The following is a 20,490-nucleotide window of genomic DNA, read 5'->3' as shown; positions in this document are numbered from 1 at the left end:
TGTTTCTTAAATGCTAATAAGGGTTGATAGTACCTTGGCGGCCTTGCCATCCAGCAATGATTGGCGTGCCTCTTCGATGTTTTGTTCCAGGCCTTTGTCGGGCGAGTAGCAATTAAGGGCGAGTGCGGCATTGGCAATCACCACATTGTTCTGTGCCTCGGAGCCTTTGCCCTCCAATATGGTTTTAAATATATTGGCTGCCTCTGGTACTGTTTCACCGCCAAATATGGCTTCCGGTTGAATCTGTTTCATACTAAAATCAGTTGGTGAATACACCAGTTCGCCTGTGTTGGTAATGGCTTTAAAATCACCAGTCAATGACACTTCATCATAGCCATCTAGTGCATGCACAATGCTGTATTTGATATTGGTTTGCTGATAGATGTATTGGTACACGCGTGCCAGTTCCAGACTGAAAACTCCTACCAGCTGATGAGCAGGGAATGATGGATTAACCATTGGCCCCAGCATATTGAAGAAGGTTTTTAAACCCAGCTCTTTTCGGATGGGTGCCACCACTTTCATGGCCGGATGAAACAGCGGCGCATGCAAGAAACAAATGTTGGCCTTATCCAACTGTTCCTTCAACTTGTTTTCGTCGTTGGTAAAGCGGTAGCCCAGGTATTCCATCACGTTGGACGAACCACATGACGACGATACGCTGTAATTACCATGTTTGGCCACTTTGGCGCCAGTGCCGGCTACCACCAGCGAGGCCAATGTGGAGATGTTAAAGGTATTTTTACCGTCGCCGCCTGTACCGCACATATCAATGGTTCGGTAGTCCGATAAGTCTACCCTCAGGCAAAGTTCCAGCAACGCATCGCGAAAACCCGATAGCTCCTCAACAGTGACAGGGCGCATCATAAAAACGGTTAAGAAGGCCACTACCTCTGACTGGTTATACTGCTCTTTGGCGATATTCACCAACACGTTTTTGGCCTGTGCCCGTGTCAGTGTTTTGTGGTTAATGAGTTCTTTTATGGTCTGTTTAATACTCATGGTGAAAAAAAAGCTTCTCGCTGTTAGCTAATAGCTATTGGCAGCTTGGTTAATATTAAGTCCCCGGTCTTCCGTCTTCGGTCTTCTGACAAATCACAATTTCTCTATCCAGTTTTTAATCATCTGCTTGCCGTGTTCAGTCAGCACCGATTCAGGGTGAAATTGTACACCACGCACATCATACTCTTTGTGCATCAGACCCATTATCTGGCCTTCTGCTTCTTTTGAGGTGATAAGCAGTTCGGCTGGTAAATCCTCTTCATTCACCACCCAGCTGTGATAGCGTCCAGCTTTAAAGCTGTCTGGCAGGCCGTTGAAAAGGTATTCATCTTTATTAATGACTTCAACCGGTGTTGCTACGCCATGGTATACTTTGTTGAGGTTACGGATACTGCCGCCAAATACCTCTGCAATGGCCTGGCAGCCGAGACAAACGCCCAGGATGCTTTTGCTGGCAGCATATGTTTTGATAAGCTCCTTCAGAATACCTGCTTCGTCAGGAATGCCTGGCCCGGGAGAGAGCAGTATCTTATCATATTTGGCCACGTCGGCCAGGGTGATTTCATCGTTACGAAATACGTCAACTTTATCATCTATAATCTCCTCCACATAATGGACCAGGTTATAGGTGAATGAATCGTAATTATCTAAGACTAATATTTTCATTTTTGTAAAGCTTATAGTTGTTTGCAGCTTATTTATTTTTTTCTTTCATCGTTACTTAGCGCGTTATCTAAAATTCTTCGGCTAAACGGATAGCTTTCTTTAAAGCACCCAGTTTATTATTCACTTCCTGTAGTTCGTTTTCTTCTTTCGATTCACTTACCACGCCTGCTCCGGCCTGATAAAACAGTGTATTGTTTTTGCTCAGAAAGGAGCGAATCATAATGGCCTGGTTGAAACTGCCGTCAATGCCTATATTGCCGATGCAACCACCATAGTAGCCCCTGTTCTGGTTCTCAATGGAATCAATAAGCTGCATGGCTTTGTATTTGGGAGCTCCTGATAAGGTACCGGCCGGAAATGTATCAGCCATCACGCGTGACGCAATGGAACCTTGTTTTAATTGTCCGCTTACATCAGAAACCAGGTGAAGTACATGTGAGTAGTACTGCACTTCCTTGTAGGTGTTAACGGTTACCTTTTCGCAGTTGCGACTCAGGTCGTTACGGGCCAGATCCACCAACATTACGTGTTCGGCATTCTCTTTTTCATCCTCACTCAGCTGTATGGCCAGTTCCTGATCTTTGGCATCGTCACCTGTACGTTTAAAGGTACCGGCAATGGGATTGATGGTCGCCATGTTGTTATCTATCACCAATTGAGCTTCAGGTGAAGAACCGAATATTTTGTAATCGCCATAATCGAAGTAGAACAGGTAAGGTGATGGGTTGATGTTACGAAGGGCGCGATAGACGTTAAACTCATCGCCCGCAAATTGCTGTCTGAACTGACGTGACAGGACAATCTGGAAAACATCGCCTCTGAAGCAGTGTTCTTTACCCTTAGTCACCATGGCCATGTATTCTTTATCGCTTAGGTTTGACTGTTCCTGATTTGATGGCGTAAACTGAAAAGTGGGAATGGTTCGATTGTAAAACTGCTCAATGATTTCAGGACTCTCTGAAGTTTCATCTTCTCTCAGGTTCTCAATTAGGTACAGTTGGTTGGTGAAGTGATTGAACGCAACAATGTATTTGTAGAATGTGTAGCGTAATTCAGGAATGGAATGCTCCTCTTTTCGCTCAGCCTCAAATTTTAGCGAATCGAAATATTGCACCGCATCGAAGGTGGAGTAGCCAAACAGTCCATTGATTTTGATAGGGCAATCGGCATTGTCAACATCAAGGCTCTTGATAAATTTATCAAGCAGTTGAGGAACATTATTGTCTGCATTAATTTCAACAGGTTGCAATTCCTTATGTGCTTCGCCTTGCATGACATAGCCTTTATCGGCAATGAACTCATACAAGGGCTTGAAGCAAATGAATGACATGGAGTTACTATTACCGTGGTAGTCGCTACTTTCCAGCAAAATGGTGTTGGGGTAGGCGTCACGTAGCTTCAGGTAAAGACTCACTGGCGTTGTGACATCGGCCACATTGGCTGGTATGGGGGTTGCAAGTGTTTTAATAGTTATTGTGTCCATGGTTTGTTCAATTTACGGAATTAAAAAAGGCTTACCGAGAGTTTCGATAAGCCTTTGTTCATATTTTTTACATATACGACGGTTGCCCTTAACTCTCGGTTGAAAGATAAGTGTAATGCCACCAGCCTTTATGTGTTAAAATCATATTCATTGTCTTGCTTTTGCAATTGTACGCCACAAATATTTGAAATAATATTTTTAAAAACCAAACACCAAATTACATTTTTATCAAATTAGCATTGAAATTCTATTACATTTACTATCCTAACGACTAATAAATATCAAGTTATTAATATGAGACCTGATCGATTTAAAAGGATAGTCACAAAAATTTCCCGTATCACTTTACTCCTCGTTTTTATAGTTCCTCAGTTTTATTTGCTGACATGGGGTATTACAATCAATGGTGAATTTTCAACAAACAAAAGAAATACAGTTGGTACAGGCGGTGGAATACGAACAAGTAGTTATTCGACCTACATCTATACTTATGAAGTTGATCATGTCAATTACTCAATTGAAGCGTCGGACTTCTATATTAACGATTTTAAAAATGTGCAGATTGTCTATAATGCTCATTATCCCAATCATGCGGCAATTAAATCAGCCAGTGGCATATTTTTCATGAAGACATTATGGTTGATTGGTAGTCTAATTATAGCAGAGGCGTTAATAAGTCTATTTTTTAAAGAATAAAAAAGGTGATTCGAAATCACGTCTGAAATCAAATCACCATTACTCAGGTAAAATTAAAGGGTTGAATACTTTTTATACTCAGGAAACAGACGTATTCAACCCGGGGAACATAACTAACTAAAGGTAATTTCTCCTGTATTTACATCATACATGGCGCCGATAAGGGCAATTTCACCTTGCTGATGCATTTCATTTAATACTTCGCTGTTCTTTTTAATGTTTTCGATAGTCAACTCAACATTCTTGTCAGCCACTTGATTTACAAATGCTGTATTGTTTGAATCACGCGCCTCTCCGTCGGCTGTTGGGGTTAGCTCTACGGCTGGTTTAATTTTATCCAGCATTTGCGTTAAGTTACCCAGTTGAGCATTGTCGCAGGCGCCTTTTACAGCACCGCATGAGGTATGACCCATAACAACAATGGCTTTTGACCCTGAAATTTTACAGGCAAACTCAAGGCTTCCAAGTATGTCTTCATTGACAATATTGCCAGCTACACGGGCATTAAAAATGTCACCAATACCCTGGTCAAATACCACCTCGGTCGGTATACGTGAATCTATACAGCTTACAACCGCTGCAAAAGGAAATTGTCCACTGGCTGTTTGGTTTACTTGTTGCAACAAGTCGCGTTGAAGCCCTTTGTTCTCAACAAAACGTTTGTTACCGGCTTTTAAAAGTTCAACTGCCATGTCGGGAGTGATGCTAGCCTGTGATTGTGCTGTTTGTGTTACGGTACTCATCTTAATGTCATTTTAACTTGTTGCTACTATTATATTTCCTTTAAAGCGAACTCTACTGCTCTGCGTTGGTTTTCAACGCCCTTCTTTTCTCGTTCTTTGATAACTACTTCAATGTTGCGGTATTGGGCACTGGTCTTAAATTCATCTATTATTTCTATGACATCCTGGCAAATGTTAATGGACCTTGATGCGTCAATCATAATCTTAGAGCCATCAGGTACTTGCCCTAATGTTTTCAGAATGCTGGCCTTGTTAATGAAGGTCACATCTTCGGCCAGTTCAAGGTGAAGATAATTGTCATTGAGGTGTTTATCTGATTCAAATAAGAATGGCTTTTTATAGTTATTGTACAGGATGTACATAACGGCAACCACTAATCCGAGTACAATGCCCACCAACAAATCAGTAAAAATGATACCCGCGATTGTAACCATAAAGGGGATGAAGTGCTCTTTGCCAAGTGCATACATCTGCTTAAATAAGGCAGGCTTAGCCAATTTGTATCCAACAATAAAAAGGATAGCTGCCAAGCTCGCCAGTGGTATCAGGTTTAATACATTAGGAATTGCCATGGCACATATAAGCATGATAACACCATGTAAAATGGCCGACATCTTTGTTTGGCCACCGGATTGGATGTTGGTCGAACTGCGCACAATTACCTGTGTGATAGGCAATCCGCCAATGAAGCCAGAAATAATGTTACCGATACCCTGAGCTTTTAGCTCGCGATTTGTTGGGGTAACGCGTTTCTGAGGATCCAGCTTATCAGTAGCCTCGAGGCACAGTAGAGTTTCAAGGCTGGCTACTATGGCAATAGTTGCCCCAATGGTCCATACGGCAGGCGATAATATCTGGCTGAAATCTGGTGTGGTAAATTGTCCGAAGAAGCCGGCAATGGAGCTGGCAACTGGCACTGCCACTACCTGATCAGTATTGAGAGCTAGTGAAGGAATGGTTTTAAACAGCATATTCAGAAGTATACCCATGGTAACCACTACTAATGGCCCCTGAACAATCTGGAAAAGCTTAATTTGTTTCATAAAAGGTCGTTCCCATAGAATTAGCACAACCATGGAAAGTGCTGTGATAATGGCCGCACCTGGGCTGATGGCCTCAAACATGTGGTAAATCTCCGATAAGGTATTGTGACCATCACTTTGGACAAATTTTAAGCTACCCTCATAATCTTTGTCATACCCAAACCCATGTGGTATTTGCTTTAAGATAATGATGATTCCAATGCCCGAAAGCATTCCTTTAATAACGGATGATGGGAAGTAATAGCCGATGATACCGGCCTTGGCATATCCCAGGATAAGTTGTATCACTCCACTGATAACAACTGCTGCCAGAAAGATTTCAAAAGAGCCTAATTCGTTTATGGCTGATAATACAATAACGGCTAAGCCTGCAGCTGGGCCGCTAACGCCAAGTTGTGAGCCACTTAATGCTCCAACAACAATTCCACCAACAATACCGGCAATGATTCCTGAAAAGAGGGGTGCACCTGATGCCAAGGCAATCCCAAGGCAAAGTGGGACTGCCACTAAAAACACTACAATAGAAGCAGGAACGTCTTGTTTGAGGGTGCTGAATAATCCATTTTTTTGCGAAACACTCATTGTATAATCCTTTAATTTTTTTTCACATGCTGTTCCCGGTTAACAGCTTCGATTCATAATGCATTAGGTAAAAACTCGGGAGCAAATCTATTACTTTTTTAAATAATAGCAAAACTATTACAATGATTTGCAATACTAAAACATCAAAACGTCAAACTTGTTCAAAAAAAGTTCTATTTTTGTTCAAAATAAGTTTTGCAACTATGTCTATTGGAATCAAAATCAGCTTAAACGACAAACTCTACATTCGTGATCCACAGGAGACTTCCCTAGGTCAAAATATTATAAAGAACAGTATTCTATTAATAGATGAAATCGGTTTTGAAGCCTTCACTTTTAAAAAGTTGGCTGCCAAAATGGGCTCTACCGAAGCTTCTGTTTATCGATACTTTGAGAATAAACACTTATTGTTACTTTATCTGGTATCGTGGTATTGGGAGTGGGTAAGTTATTTGATAGATATAAATACAATGAATATCAGTTCGCCACTTGAGCGCTTGAATATTATTATAAGTACGCTTGTATATGCCTATAAGGAAAATCCGGCGATTGACTATGTGAATGAGAGCGTACTGCATCGAGTGATTATTGCCGAAGGCACTAAAGCATATTATACCAAAGAAGTTGATAAGGAAAATACGGAGGGCTTTTTCTCAAATTATAAAATGCTTTGTGAAAAGGTGGCTGAAGTGATAATAGAAGTGAATCCTGAGTTCCCCTATCCAAGGGCATTGGCAAGCAACTTGTTTGAGATGGCCAACAGCCATAGTTACTTTGCTATTCACTTACCACGTCTAACAGATGTCAAGGTGGATGGAGAAGATTATGAGGAAGTGAAAGAAATGCTGGAGCACTTTACAAATACATTGTTATTGAAATAACTGTAATTGAATAATAAAAAGGTCCGCTGGTATTTGCCGGCGGACCTTTTTTGTGAGTGTATGTTTTGTTATTTGATGCCAATAAACCATTTGGTTAGTGAAATAATAATGTAATACAGGATAACTGCAGCTATGCCTCCCACGCCCAAAAGTACTACACAAACGATGGCCAGGAATAGCAGTGTGAAGCGTTCTTTGTTATCTGCCCATTTGATGTTTTTAAATTTCAACGAGAACATGGGGACCTCGCTGATAAGCATGATGCTAAAGAAAATTATAAAGGCTAAAATTACTAATGGACTCATCCAGGTAAACCATTCGGGTGTTTCAATAAACTTATAAGCCAGAGCGGCAGTGAATATCCCCGTGGCGGTAGTGGTGAGGCCAAGGAAATTTTCAGTTTGCCTGGTGTCTACATTAAACTTAGCTAACCGAAAAGCTGCAAAGGCAACCATTATAAATGGTAGCAGTGTAAATACCTGTTGAGATATTGATAGTGCAAAAAAGTTGGTGGCATAGCTGCCTGTAAGCTGATACTTGATGATAGTTGACCAGATAGCAGCCGGTGCAGCTCCAAAACTGATGAGGTCAGCCAGAGAATCCAGTTCTTTCCCAATATTACTGTATGCTTTGAGCAATCTGGCTGCAAATCCATCACTGAAATCAAATAAAGCACCCGCAAAAATCAGCCAGATGGCGATGTCTATTCGCGCATTTAAAGCAAAAAAAACGGCTAGAACACCACATAAAACGTTCAAACTGGTGAGTAGGTTAGGTATATGCTGCTTAATACTCATAATAATGCGTTTATTTTTTTGTCGAAAGTAAGGGAAAGACGAAGAGTTTCAAAATTTCAGGACCAACATAATTGCATATTTTAGTGCCAGATCCAAGTTGAATGATACAGGTTTATTTGAGTAATATTGGGCTTTTCGTACGTTAAATTAACTACGGCTAATTATTTTTGCAAGGCAACTAAAATTAAACAACCATGTGGACTGAAGATTTATCGGTAAATAATGCCGTGATTGACAATGAGCATAAAGAACTATTTGCCTTAATTGATAACTTTTACAAAGGGATAAAAGATAATTCTCCCCGCGAAAGACTTGAGGAATTAATATTAGGCCTGGTAGCTTATACCAAAACGCATTTTGCCAATGAAGAAGATCATATGCGCCGGATGAATTATCCGAATCTTAAGGAGCATCAAATGTTACACAAGGAGTTTATTGATAAGACTCAGAGTTATTATGAACGTTTGAAAGGCGGCAAGCTGATTCTGTCCATTGAGGTCACCAATTTTCTAAAAGAATGGTTGGTGAAACACATAAAAGGTACTGACCAGCAATATGCGGCATTTGAAAGTATGTCAAAAGTATGATATAGATCAACTAACTTATAAATAAATAAAAAATTGACCTGAAAATTTGCAATTGTAAATATTGAGGCTACATTTGTATCGAATTAAAAACAAAGACATGCAAAATTTTACTCATCATCATCATTATTTCCTGCTCAACTGGTAGGCGGTGATTGGTGTGTAAAATCAAAATATCAACTGCGGCTTACCAGAAATGGTGAGCCGCTTTTTTTTAATCAACAGTTATGACACAATTTACTATTCATATTCATCATCATCATTTCTTGTTCTGCCGGATGAGCTGAGGTGTTGTATATAACAGCATAACATTAAAGGCTTATCCACAGGGTAAGCCTTTTTTATTGACAATATTTTAAAAAGAACATAACATGGAAACTAAATTGAGAATTGCATTACAAAAGAAAGGCCGTTTGAACGAAGATTCAATGAAACTGCTTAAAGAAGCAGGCATTAAATTCAATGTGGGAAGTGGGAAGCTGGTGGCTTCATCTCCCAACTTCCCCATCGAGGTATTGTTTTTGCGCGATGATGATATACCGCAGACGGTAGCTGATGATGTGGCCGATATTGGTATTGTGGGCGAAAATGAGATGGCCGAGAAAGGCTTTGACTTAAACATAGTGAAGCGTTTGGGTTTTAGTAAATGTCGCTTATCCTTAGCCATTCCAAAGGCTGATGAATACACTGGCCTGGACTATTTTAAAGACAAGAAGGTGGCGACCTCCTATCCGGTAATCCTCGAGAAGTTCTTTAAAGAACAGAATATTAATGCTGAGATACACGAGATAGCCGGTTCGGTGGAGATAGCACCTGGTATTGGTTTGGCCGATGCCATTTTCGATATTGTTAGCTCAGGTAGTACTTTGGTGGCCAATCGTCTGAAGGAAGTAGAAGTAGTGATGAAGTCAGAGGCATTGCTGGTTTCAGGTTCTGAACTATCAGCTGAGAAGCAGGCTCTGCTTGATGAAATGTTGTTTCGCATTAATTCGGTGATGGCGGCCAACTCAAACAAATACATCTTAATGAACGTGCCAAATGATAAAGTGGAAGAGATTGTGAAGATTCTGCCTGGTATGAAGAGTCCAACTGTATTGCCATTGGCCGAAAAAGGATGGAGCTCGGTACACTCAGTCATACAGGAGAAGAAGTTCTGGGAAATAATAGGCCAGCTAAAGGCTTTAGGAGCCGAAGGTCTATTGGTAGTACCCATTGAGAAGATGATTTTATAGAGAAGACCGATGACCGATGACCGATGGCTGATGACCGACGACGGGAGACCGATGATGAATGTATTCTATGGGAATAGCTATCAGCCATAAGCTAAAAGCTAATAGACGGGAAACCGGATTGATCGGAATAAAGGAATATGAGTTTAAATTATCCCGCATGAGGGAGTAGCCTTAGCCCAGGGGCTTGGCTATAAGCTGAAAATACAATGCAGAAAGTTCTTTATCCCCCTAAAAATGAATGGAGCCAGTTATTGGAGCGTCCCGATAACGGTTTGGAAGATGTATATGATACTGCCCGAGGTATACTGGATGATATCAAAAGAAATGGAGATGCAGCCTTAATTAAGTATACCCGCATGTTTGACGGCGTTGACCTGGATATGCTTGAAGTATCACAGACTGAGATTGATGAGGCTTGCATGGCAGTTAGCAGTGATTTGAAAGATGCCATACTGATAGCTAAGCAAAATATTGAAACCTTTCACCAGTCGCAAAAAACACAGCGCGAAGTGGTGGAGACCATGCCAGGTGTGCGTTGCTGGCAGAAGAGTGTGGCTATTGATTCGGTAGGACTATACATTCCGGGGGGTACTGCGCCTTTGTTTTCAACGGTGCTTATGTTGGGTATTCCTGCCCGTATTGCTGGCTGTAAAGAGGTAGTGCTGTGCACGCCTGCCAACAGCGAAGGACAGGTTAATCCGGCTATCCTGTATGCCGCTTCATTGGTGGGTGTGAGTCGCATATTTAAGTTAGGAGGTATTCAGGCCATTGGGGCCATGGCCTACGGAACAGCTTCGGTGCCTTCGGTGGCTAAGATATTTGGCCCGGGTAACCGCTTTGTAACAGCAGCCAAACAGCTGGTGAGCCTCAAGGATGTGGCCATTGATATGCCAGCCGGACCATCGGAAGTGATGGTGCTGGCAGATGAGAGTGCCGATGCGGCTTTTGTGGCATCAGATCTGCTTTCGCAGGCAGAGCACGGCGCCGATAGCCAGGTAATCTTATTGACTGATAAGGAGTCTTTTCTTGATGAGGTGGAGCAGGAAGTGCAGCAGCAGTTACAGGCCTTACCCCGTAAGGAAATTGCCCAAAAGGCCCTGACCAATAGCCGCCTGGTGGTACTCAAATCGGTGGAGGAGATGCTGGAGATGTGCAATGCCTATGCACCTGAGCACTTGATCATCTCCATGCGGGATGATGAACAGATTGCTAATAAAGTGAGTAATGCCGGTTCGGTATTCCTAGGCAATTACTCGCCTGAGAGTGCAGGCGATTATGCCTCGGGCACCAACCACACCCTGCCAACACACGGCTATGCCAATGCATTTAGTGGTGTCAATCTGGATAGCTACATGAAGAAGATAACCTATCAGAAGATTAGTGCTTTTGGACTGACAAAGCTGGGGCCTGCCATAGAAACGATGGCGGAGGCAGAGCAACTAATGGCTCACAAAAATGCGGTGACTATCCGTTTAAAGAAGATGGGTAAATAGACACAAGACAGAAGTATCAAGACATTAGACTATTTCGTGTCTTCTGAATCATCTTGATACTATTTATTACCAAGCTGCAAGTAGCTAATAGTTATCAGCCGGCAGCTATAAGCTTATATACATGAAACCACTGAACCAATTATTACGCTCAAATATTAAGAACCTGAAGCCTTACTCATCGGCACGCGATGAATACACAGGGGAGGCAGCTGTCTTTCTGGATGCTAATGAGAATCCGTATAATCAGCCTTATAACCGCTATCCCGATCCTTATCAGCGCAAGGTGAAGGAGAAGATTGCAGCACTAAAAGGGATTGATGCGGCACAAATATTTCTGGGGAATGGCAGCGATGAGCCCATTGATTTACTGTTCAGAGCCTTTTGCGAGCCAGGGGTTGATAATGTCGTGTCGATAGATCCGACCTATGGCATGTACCAGGTGGCCGCCGACATTAACAATGTGGAAGTGCGAAAGGTTTTGCTGACAGAGGACTTTGAGCTGAATACAGATGGACTGCTGGCAGCATGCGATGAGCACACCAAGTTGTTGTTTATCTGTTCGCCAAACAACCCTACAGGCAACTGTCTGGCAGAGGCAGATATTCAAAGACTGGTGAGTGAGTTTGAGGGCATTGTAGTGCTGGACGAGGCCTACATCGATTTTGCTCCGGAAAAGAGCTGGCTGTCGAAACTGGGCGCGAATCCTAACCTGGTTATTTTACAAACTTTTTCAAAGGCCTGGGGAATGGCGGGTATTCGTCTGGGAATGGCTTTTGCTGCGCCTGAGCTGATAAAAGTGCTGAGTAACATTAAATATCCCTATAATATTAATATACTTACACAGGAAAAGGCATTGGAGTTGCTGGAAAGAGCCGATGAAAAGCAGAAATGGGTTGAGTTGCTTCTAAAAGAGCGTACTTATTTGAAAGAGGTGCTGTTGCAATTGAATTATGTACAAAAGGTATATCCATCCGATGCCAATTACCTGCTTGTGAGGGTGGACGATGCCCGTGGTGTTTATGACTATCTGGTCCAAAAGCAAATCATCATACGGGATCGTTCATCGGTAGCCTTATGTGCCGGCTGTTTACGAATAACAGTGGGGACCACGGAAGAAAATAAGCAGCTGACAGAAGCTTTAAATATGTACCCGAAATAGTATCTTAATTCAATGAAAAACAGTCTGTTTGTAATCGGTTTATTAGTTTTGAGTGTGTTCCAAATGTTTAGTCAGAAGCAGGTTATTGACCTCTGGGAGGGTAGTGTGCCCTTTAGCAAAGGCCTTGAAGTTGAAGAGCAAAATGTCGATTACCGTGTATCGCGGGTAACCGTTCCGCAGTTGTATCATTACCCGGCAAAGGGAAGTGAGGCCAGGCCTGCTATCATCATTGTTCCCGGTGGCGGCTATGCACTCGAAGCCATCGATCATGAAGGCTTTATGGCAGCTGAGTGGTTTAATCAGCAGGGATTTGAAGCCTTTGTGTTAAAATACCGCTTGCCCGATGACGACTTATTTGATAACCCGGCTTTTGTGCCATTGATGGATGCGCAGCAAGCTATCTACCTGGTTCGCTCGCGTGCTAAAGAATTTGATATTGATCCAACACGAGTAGGCATTATAGGTTTCTCTGCCGGCGGTCACCTGGCGGCATCGGCATCTACTTTGTTTACCAAGCCGGTTGATAAGGAGAGGACTTCGGAAGAGGTGCGGCCCGATTTCTCGGTATTGATGTATCCTGTGATCAGCATGGACACAACCTGCACCCACATAGGAAGTCGTCAGAACCTGATTGGTGATGCACCTGAACAGGACATGGTTGAGTATTTCTCGTTGGAGAAGCAAGTGAGTGAACAAACGCCGGTAACCTTGTTGGTGCATTCGCTCGACGATAATGCCGTACCTGTTGAGAATACATACAGGTATGCGAATAACTTATTTGAAAATGGCGGGGATGTGACCAAGGTGATTTTGCCCATTGGCGGGCATGGTTTTGGTTTTGATGCGAAACGCCCGGTAGCGTATTGGACGCAATACCTTGGCGTGTGGTTGAAATCGAATGTGATGAAGTAACCTTAGTGGTGAAGGGATTCGACCATCGCAGTTACTGAGGTCAATTATCCTGTATTGCCCGAGAGAATGACAGAGCTAACCTTCCCCTTGGGGAAGTGACGAAGGTGATGGGGGAATCATCCTGAATATTTGCCCCCTTTTCTGACGCAGCCGCACGAGTCCTCTCGTGTGGTAAATACTTAAATCGATTAGCCACATGAAGGGATTCGTGCGGCTGCGAATAACAACCAGGCTGCATATAGCTATCTGCAGGCAGCCATAAGCTAATAAGCATGAAGAAACTACTTTTTATAGACCGTGATGGCACCTTAATAATAGAACCGCCAGTGAACTTCCAGGTGGATAGTCTCGAAAAGCTGGAGTTCTACCCAGGCGTGTTTAAGAACCTGTCAACTATTGTTGAGCAGCTCGATTTTGAGCTGGTGATGGTGACCAACCAGGACGGGCTGGGGACCGACTCATTTCCCGAAGAAACCTTTTGGCCGGCACAGAATAAAATGCTTCAAACACTCGAAAACGAAGGCATTGTGTTTGCCGATATACTTGTCGACCGCTCTTTTCCTGAAGAGAATGCCCCCACACGTAAACCACGCACCGGCCTACTCACGAAATACATGGAGGGCGATTACGACCTGGCCAATTCATATGTGATTGGCGACCGGCTGACCGATGTAGAGTTGGCTAAAAATCTGGGATGTAAAGCCATCTACCTGAAGGAATCTGATGTAGCTGCCAAGGAGCTGGAGGCTGGCGGATTGATCGAAGTTTGTTCGCTCTGTAGTACCAGCTGGGCCGATGTGACGCAACACCTATTTGCAACGGAGCGCACCGCTACTGTGGAACGTAACACAGCTGAAACAAAAATCACTGTGTCCATCAACCTGGATGGGAAAGGCCTGTGCAATATCCATACGGGTCTTCATTTTTTCGACCATATGCTGGAGCAGATTGGTCGTCACTCGGGCTGCGACCTGTCGGTGAAGGTGGATGGCGATCTGCATGTCGATGAGCATCACACCATTGAGGATACGGCTATTGTGCTGGGCGAGGCTATCAAAAAGGCATTGGGCGATAAGCGAGGTATTGAACGCTATGGTTTCTGCCTGCCCATGGACGACTGTCTGGCACAGGTGGCGCTAGATTTTGGTGGTCGCTCATGGCTGGTGTGGGAGGCCGACTTCAAGCGCGAGATGATTGGCGACATGCCTACCGAAATGTTTTACCACTTCTTCAAGAGCTTCTCCGATGCTGCCGCCTGCAACCTGAACATTAAGGCCGAAGGAAAAAACGAGCATCACAAGATCGAGGGCATCTTTAAAGCCCTGGCCAAAGCTATTAAAGCTGCTATACGTAAAGATCCGTTTAATAACCGCTTGCCGAGTACCAAGGAAATGTTGTAATTATTATTTGGTAATAATGTACCTAAATGATTTTCAGTACCTTAGTCTACGATATGGTTTTGTTCATGTAATTCTGGAAGGTGTTCGTCACTTTTTAGGAACCATTGAGAATGAGAGAATTGAATTTGGAAATTATTGGCTCTAACTTGCTGTTTGTTAATGATGTGTGGGGCTGGTATCGTAATTTCTAAACTTTCACTATGAGAACAAAAATGAAATTGTTGATTGGACTTCTAGTATGTTCATCAATGGTGATGGCACAAAATACAGCTGTTACCAACCAGGAAGGAGACTATAACAGGTCGTTAGTTGATCAAACCGGAACAGGTAACCTCTCAAGGGTGAATCAGATGAGTAATGCCACAGCTGCAGCTGAGCGTAATGTGGCAGTTGTCAGGCAGAATGGTTCTGGCAATAAAGCTGGAATTCACCAAGGTAGTATGCCTGATATGGGCGTTAACAGTGTACGTGCTGTAATTGACCAGAGCGGTGCAGGTTCAAGGGCAGTTATTAAGCAAGGTACCCTGCAAAGCATTGCCAATAGCACAGCCAGAATTGTACAGACAGGTTCTTTGAATATGGCAGCAATCGAACAAAGCAGTAGCATTGATGAGCATGACGACAGCCACGATGAAGGGCACGATGGTGGTCAATGCGGCAAAGGTGATAAAGGAGGTTCTTCTCATGAAGATGGAGAGCATGGAGATGGGCATAAAGGAGCAAGCAATAATACTGCTTTTATTGCGCAGCATGGTATGGATAACTGGGCGAAGATTCAGACCGGATCGCATGGAGGAACTGCTGTAATAGCACAAAATGGTAATGGTAACCGGGCCAATATTAAGCAGGGCAAAGGACAGGAATACACTGCCCGAATAAATCAAAACGGTCATGATAACAGGGCTTCTGCAAGCCAGGGTGGAAGTTCGGGCCACTTAGTACGTATTCGTCAGGCTGGAGATAATAACTTTGCAAAGGTAGCCCAGCAGGGCAACCAGCTAACTGCCGGCGTTGCACAGAATGGAACAGGTAATGCCGCTTCGATTGATCAGAAGGGCGCACATAGTGCAGCTGCAGTAAGGCAATCGGGTGATGGCAACCGGGCCGTTATTCTCTCAAAAGGGGGACATAGCACAGCTACAGCCAATCAATCAGGAAGCGGTAATGTGGCACGTATCGACCGTAAAGGAGGTCATGGTGTGGTAAGGGTGCGCCAACATGGAGAAGACAACCGGGGTGTTGTGGAGTCAAATGGTGGTCATTCAAGTATATATCTTGGGCAGTCTGGCAGCTCTAATGTAGCAAGGGTTGACCATTCGGGTGGCCATGACCTGGTTGTTGTAAATCAAAACGGACAAGGCAATCGCGCTGTTACTGAAATGCAGGGATCTCACTTATCATCTTTTGTTAGTCAGCAAGGTAACATGAACAGAGCGCTGATACAGCAGCACGGTAGTAACGATGCATCCGTTGTTATTCAGCAAGGTAATCAGAATGTATCGGTTGTAATGCAATAATGGTAGTTGATATTTGTTGTTAGAGTAGCCCGTCAGTATGTTATGCTGATGGGCTTGTTTTTTACTAAATATCAAATGTGATTTCGATGGTTATACCGATTACGAATCAAAACGATTGATTAAAAATCAATCTGTGATTCTGTTTCGGCATTAACCCATGATATAAGCAAAATGCTTTATCAATCATTTTGTTATTCATTTGGTATTAGATACGTGCAAGCCCCATCGGGTTTGTCTAATATCTGAAAGCTTTCATAAAACATAATTACTAATTGCCTTTGGACAGATGTTCTAAGGAAGTAATACCATATAAGTAATAAAATGTGCTGGTATAATGCCGATACATATTCAAAGTGACTTTAGGAGTGAAATGAACTAAAGGCGCATTTTGAATGGTAACCGGTATAACACCTCATGTAATATTGAAAGTTATGAATTGTAATACCTTGCCTCAACGATTAGTTCTTCTTCATTTATTAGCTGTATTATTAACCAGTTGTGCTTCATCATCCATTACGTCTATTGTTAAAAGCCCTGCCCAGCGTCCCTATTCATCAATGATGCTTGTATTTACCACAGGCAATAATTTTAAAGGATTCACTGAGGAAAACTACTACAATAATGTACGTGGTAATTTTAATGATATTTCTTATCTCAAATTCCGCAAGCAGCTCGAGAAGTCACTGGAGCGTAATATAAGTCCGGGTGGTTTTCCGCGTATAATAAAATCGACGGAAGCTTTTTTGCCCGATGAAGATTATACTTACGAACAATTTAAAAACCAATTAAAACGTTCGGGCTGTGAAGCTATTTTAGTCATAAACTTGGATGATTACTGGACAAGCTCTAAATATGTCACCACCTATTACGAGAATAGTTCTGTGACAAATGAGCGTGAAGAACCCAATTCAAGCTACAATGTTTATTTGTACGATGTCAATGATTTAGACAATTATAAATGGATAAGTGAAATTGTTGTGAATGGTGTATATGCTGGGTATGACACCTTAAATAACTACTTCTCACGTCGTGTTGCCAATCGTCTGCGAAAGGATCATTTTATTCATTAAGCAAACTACAGTTGCTAATCACGTTTTATGCATTTTCTGGAAATACGTGACTTGTGGCACGGCAAGGACAATGCCTGCTGCACAGCATAGCCCCTCATTGACCAAAATCACCTCGCTTTTCTTCCCATGCCAACAATTTTAACTTAATTTGCTCTTCTTTGTTTTAAGAGTTTAGCAAGCTAATTTATAATTGTCTAGTATCTGCCCAATGAACAACAACATCGACGAGTTAACATTATCTACCATATATAACCGCAAACGCACCGACCGCGATATCTTTCAGGAGCTGATGTCCTTTAAGGTACGTGAGGTATTGCTGATTGCCAACCATTACGATTCATACAGTATTGTACGCGAGGGCCGCTTTTTCGATAAGATTTTTGGCGAATACCTGCAGCTTAACCTCTTTACGGCGCCTCGCATCTCCAGTGTAGCTACCATTGATGAGGCCGAGGAGCTGATGCAGGATCGTGAGTTTGATATGATTATAGTAATGGCAGGCCTCGATAAACAGTTGCCTTTGCAAATGAGTGCCCGCCTTAAGGAGATTCAGCCTGAGGTGCCTATCTTGCTGATGGTGAATAATAATGCAGACCTGAAGTTTTTCGACGAAGGCAGTGGTAACATCGAGCACATCGATAAGGTATTTGTGTGGAATGGTGATTCGCGCGTGTTTCTGGCCATGATCAAGTATGTGGAGGACAAGATGAACGTGGAGAAGGATGTGAAGGTGGGCGATGTGCGTGTCATCCTGCTGGTAGAAGACTCACAGAAGTATTACACCCGCTACCTGCCGCTGTTGTACTCCATTATCATGAGTCAGACGCAGGCCATATTGGCCGAAGAGTCGAGCGACCAGTTGCATAAGATCATGAAGATGCGGGTGCGACCAAAAATTTTGCTGGTCAGTAACTATGAGGATGCAGTGGAGATTGTGGATAAATACCTCGATAACCTTATTTGTGTTATTTCTGATGTAAAATATGCACGTAACGGCAAGGAAGATGAAGACGCTGGCGTAGAACTTATCAAGTATGTTAAATCGAAAACGATTATACCTACACTGCTACAGTCATCTGACCCGGCTAATGCCCTGAGGGCCGAAGCCATCAACTCCGATTTTATTGATAAGAACTCCGATAGCTTATCTCTGGATATCTATAATTTCATTCATCAGAAGCTGGGATTTGGTAATTTTGTGTTTAAAAATACACGAGGGGCTAAAGTGGCGGTAGCTCGCAATCTTAAGGAGTTTGTGGAATGCATCGAAGAGGTGACGCCCGAATCATTGCTGTATCATGCCCGCCGCAATGGTATATCCACCTGGCTGATGGCTCGCGGTGAGATTACCATCGCCAAGCGACTACGCCCCTATCGCATCGAGGATTTCGAAAGCTCTAACAAGCTGCGTCATGCCATATTAGAGATATTTGAGGATGTGCGTTTGGAGCGCCTGAGAGGTAAGGTGGTGATGTTTGATAAGGAGATGGTGAAAAGCTGTCGGTATATCGTGCGCATTGGCGAAGGTTCGTTCGGAGGGAAGGGGCGTGGTGTGGCATTCCTCAGTAACTTTATTGAGAACATCAATTTTGACAATATCATCGACGATATAAATATCCGAATTCCCTCAACAACTATTATAGGAGCCGGTGAGTTCACGCACTTTATCGAAAAAAATAACCTCTATACGCCTGCCTTTATTGGCCGCGATTACGAGGCCATCAAAGAATTGTTCTTAAAGTCGGAGCTGAGCGATGAGGTCAATGAAAAGCTAATGCAATATGTTGAAGTGATGGATCAGCCACTGGCCGTTCGATCATCGGGCTTGTTCGAAGATAGCTTGTTGCAGCCCTTTGCCGGCGTCTATGCCACGTTTATGGTGCCCAACAATCATCCTGATGTTAACGAACGATTCCGTCAGCTATGTACCGCTGTTAAGTTAGTGTATGCATCCATGTTCAGCGATCCTGCCAAAGCCTATTTTGATGCGGTCAACTATAAGATTGAAGAGGAGAAGATGGCTGTCATCATTCAGGAAGTTGTAGGCGGCAAGGTGGGCGATCGCTTCTATCCTAATATTAGTGGGGTGGCGCAGTCCTACAACTATTATCCGTTTTCGTATATGAAGCCCGAGGATGGCTTTGCAGTATTGGCTGTTGGCTTAGGTAAATATGTGGTGGGAGGTGAAAAGGCTTATCGTTTTTGCCCCAAGCACCCTAAGCTGGAGCTTAATTCCATTCAGGATCAGATTAAAGATTCGCAGGCCTACTTTTATGCGCTTGATTTGGATAAAACAGATTTCTGTCTTGAAAAAGGAGGTGAAGATGCTGCTATCGTTAAGCTCGCCATCAAAGAGGCAGAAGAGGATGGCAACCTGAAGCATTGTGCCACGGTGTACGACTATAACTACGATCGCATGGTGAATGACTTCTCAAAGCGGGGTCCTCGTGTGGTTAACTTCTCCAACATTCTCAAGTACGATTATATTCCGCTTTCGCAAACGCTCGATATGCTCCTGCGCTTCTTCAAAGAAGCCATGGGAGCACCTGTTGAAATTGAGTTTGCTGTTGACCTTGAACCGGGACGACGTAACTTGCCAACTCTCTATCTGCTGCAAATTAAACCACTGATACGTATCGAGAATACTACTAATATTAATTTTGATGAGGTAGATAGTAGTCAGTTGGTGCTGCAATCGATTAAAGGCATGGGGAACGGTCGACTTAACCACATTAAAGACGTGGTGTACATGAATATTGATGTATTTGATCGGACTAAAACGGCCGAAATGGGTGCTGAAATGGCGGCTATTAATCAGTATTTTGAGGAGCAGGGTAAGGAATATGTGCTGATTGGTCCGGGCCGGTGGGGAACCCGTGATCGCTTTACGGGAATTCCTGTATTTTGGTCGCAAATCTCGCATGCCCGGGTTATTGTGGAAATGGGATTGCCCAACTTTCCATTGGATGCTTCGCTTGGTTCACACTTCTTCCACAATGTTACCTCAATGAATGTGGGCTATTTTAGTGTACACCATAATAGCGAAGAACAATTTGTTAATCTGGATGCCCTCAAGCAGCAGAAGCTTGTCAGAGAGACACAATATTTCCGTCATGTGGAGTTTGAGCAGCCACTAACCATACTGATGGATGGTAAAAAGCAAAAGGCAGCTATTGTGATGAACGATAACAACAAAGCTGAATAGTAGCGAAAAGCCTTATTAAAGGCTT

Annotated in this window: 16 protein-coding genes; 10 read left to right on the top strand and 6 right to left on the bottom strand. The window is 43.1% G+C overall.

The window, feature by feature from the left end; translation table 11 throughout:
- Window positions 1-6: 6 nt before the first annotated feature.
- The 5 genes from trpD to KDU71_RS12955 form a co-directional block, all read right to left on the bottom strand.
- Entirely contained in the window at window positions 7-1,002 is a 996-nt protein-coding gene (gene trpD, locus KDU71_RS12975) for an anthranilate phosphoribosyltransferase (protein WP_212191507.1), read from the bottom strand.
- A gap of 93 nt (window positions 1,003-1,095) precedes the next feature.
- A complete protein-coding gene (locus KDU71_RS12970) occupies window positions 1,096-1,668 on the bottom strand; it encodes an anthranilate synthase component II (RefSeq protein ID WP_212191506.1) in 573 nt (190 codons plus the stop codon).
- 67 nt (window positions 1,669-1,735) lie between these two features.
- Entirely contained in the window at window positions 1,736-3,151 is a 1,416-nt protein-coding gene (locus KDU71_RS12965) for an anthranilate synthase component I family protein (protein ID WP_212191505.1), read from the bottom strand.
- A gap of 809 nt (window positions 3,152-3,960) precedes the next feature.
- The gene (locus KDU71_RS12960; protein WP_212191504.1) at window positions 3,961-4,590 is read right to left on the bottom strand and encodes a carbonic anhydrase family protein; all 630 of its coding nucleotides are present in this window, start codon (window positions 4,588-4,590) and stop codon (window positions 3,961-3,963) included.
- 29 nt (window positions 4,591-4,619) lie between these two features.
- Window positions 4,620-6,215, bottom strand: coding sequence for a SulP family inorganic anion transporter (locus KDU71_RS12955; protein WP_212191503.1), 1,596 nt, complete (start codon window positions 6,213-6,215; stop codon window positions 4,620-4,622).
- 203 nt (window positions 6,216-6,418) lie between these two features.
- Here KDU71_RS12955 and KDU71_RS12950 point away from each other — a divergent pair, with 203 nt between their 5' ends.
- Window positions 6,419-7,096 (top strand): TetR/AcrR family transcriptional regulator, encoded by a 678-nt coding sequence (locus KDU71_RS12950; protein WP_212191502.1) that lies wholly within the window; start codon window positions 6,419-6,421, stop codon window positions 7,094-7,096.
- Window positions 7,097-7,164: 68 nt separating this feature from the next.
- Here the strand turns inward: KDU71_RS12950 and KDU71_RS12945 are convergent, their stop codons facing one another.
- Window positions 7,165-7,893, bottom strand: coding sequence for a CDP-alcohol phosphatidyltransferase family protein (locus tag KDU71_RS12945; protein WP_244828480.1), 729 nt, complete (start codon window positions 7,891-7,893; stop codon window positions 7,165-7,167).
- Between the two features lie 194 nt (window positions 7,894-8,087).
- On the opposite strand from KDU71_RS12945, the gene KDU71_RS12940 reads away from it, so the two are divergent.
- From KDU71_RS12940 to KDU71_RS12900, 9 genes are all read left to right on the top strand, one after another.
- Window positions 8,088-8,480 carry a bacteriohemerythrin gene (locus KDU71_RS12940; protein ID WP_212191501.1) on the top strand — a complete coding sequence of 131 codons (393 nt, stop codon included), beginning with the start codon at window positions 8,088-8,090 and terminating at the stop codon, window positions 8,478-8,480.
- A gap of 368 nt (window positions 8,481-8,848) precedes the next feature.
- On the top strand, window positions 8,849-9,709 hold the full coding sequence (gene hisG, locus KDU71_RS12935; protein WP_212191500.1) for an ATP phosphoribosyltransferase: 861 nt from the start codon (window positions 8,849-8,851) through the stop codon (window positions 9,707-9,709).
- 206 nt (window positions 9,710-9,915) lie between these two features.
- Entirely contained in the window at window positions 9,916-11,202 is a 1,287-nt protein-coding gene (gene hisD, locus KDU71_RS12930) for a histidinol dehydrogenase (protein ID WP_212191499.1), read from the top strand.
- 121 nt (window positions 11,203-11,323) lie between these two features.
- Window positions 11,324-12,361, top strand: coding sequence for a histidinol-phosphate transaminase (gene hisC, locus KDU71_RS12925; protein ID WP_212191498.1), 1,038 nt, complete (start codon window positions 11,324-11,326; stop codon window positions 12,359-12,361).
- Between the two features lie 12 nt (window positions 12,362-12,373).
- Window positions 12,374-13,273, top strand: a complete 900-nt coding sequence (locus tag KDU71_RS12920; protein WP_212191497.1) for an alpha/beta hydrolase — start codon at window positions 12,374-12,376, stop codon at window positions 13,271-13,273.
- 272 nt (window positions 13,274-13,545) lie between these two features.
- Entirely contained in the window at window positions 13,546-14,673 is a 1,128-nt protein-coding gene (gene hisB, locus KDU71_RS12915) for a bifunctional histidinol-phosphatase/imidazoleglycerol-phosphate dehydratase HisB (RefSeq protein WP_212191496.1), read from the top strand.
- A 200-nt stretch (window positions 14,674-14,873) separates the two neighbouring features.
- Entirely contained in the window at window positions 14,874-16,190 is a 1,317-nt protein-coding gene (locus KDU71_RS12910) for a hypothetical protein (RefSeq protein WP_212191495.1), read from the top strand.
- Between the two features lie 431 nt (window positions 16,191-16,621).
- Window positions 16,622-17,260, top strand: a complete 639-nt coding sequence (locus tag KDU71_RS12905; protein WP_212191494.1) for a hypothetical protein — start codon at window positions 16,622-16,624, stop codon at window positions 17,258-17,260.
- A 208-nt stretch (window positions 17,261-17,468) separates the two neighbouring features.
- Window positions 17,469-20,465 carry a PEP/pyruvate-binding domain-containing protein gene (locus KDU71_RS12900; RefSeq protein ID WP_212191493.1) on the top strand — a complete coding sequence of 999 codons (2,997 nt, stop codon included), beginning with the start codon at window positions 17,469-17,471 and terminating at the stop codon, window positions 20,463-20,465.
- The last annotated feature ends 25 nt before the right edge of the window (window positions 20,466-20,490 follow it).

Origin of the sequence: Carboxylicivirga sediminis (genome assembly GCF_018156225.1) — a bacterium.
GTDB lineage: Bacteria > Bacteroidota > Bacteroidia > Bacteroidales > Marinilabiliaceae > Carboxylicivirga > Carboxylicivirga sediminis.
Note: the sequence above shows the minus strand (reverse complement) of the source record. Positions and strands in the feature narration are given on the sequence as shown.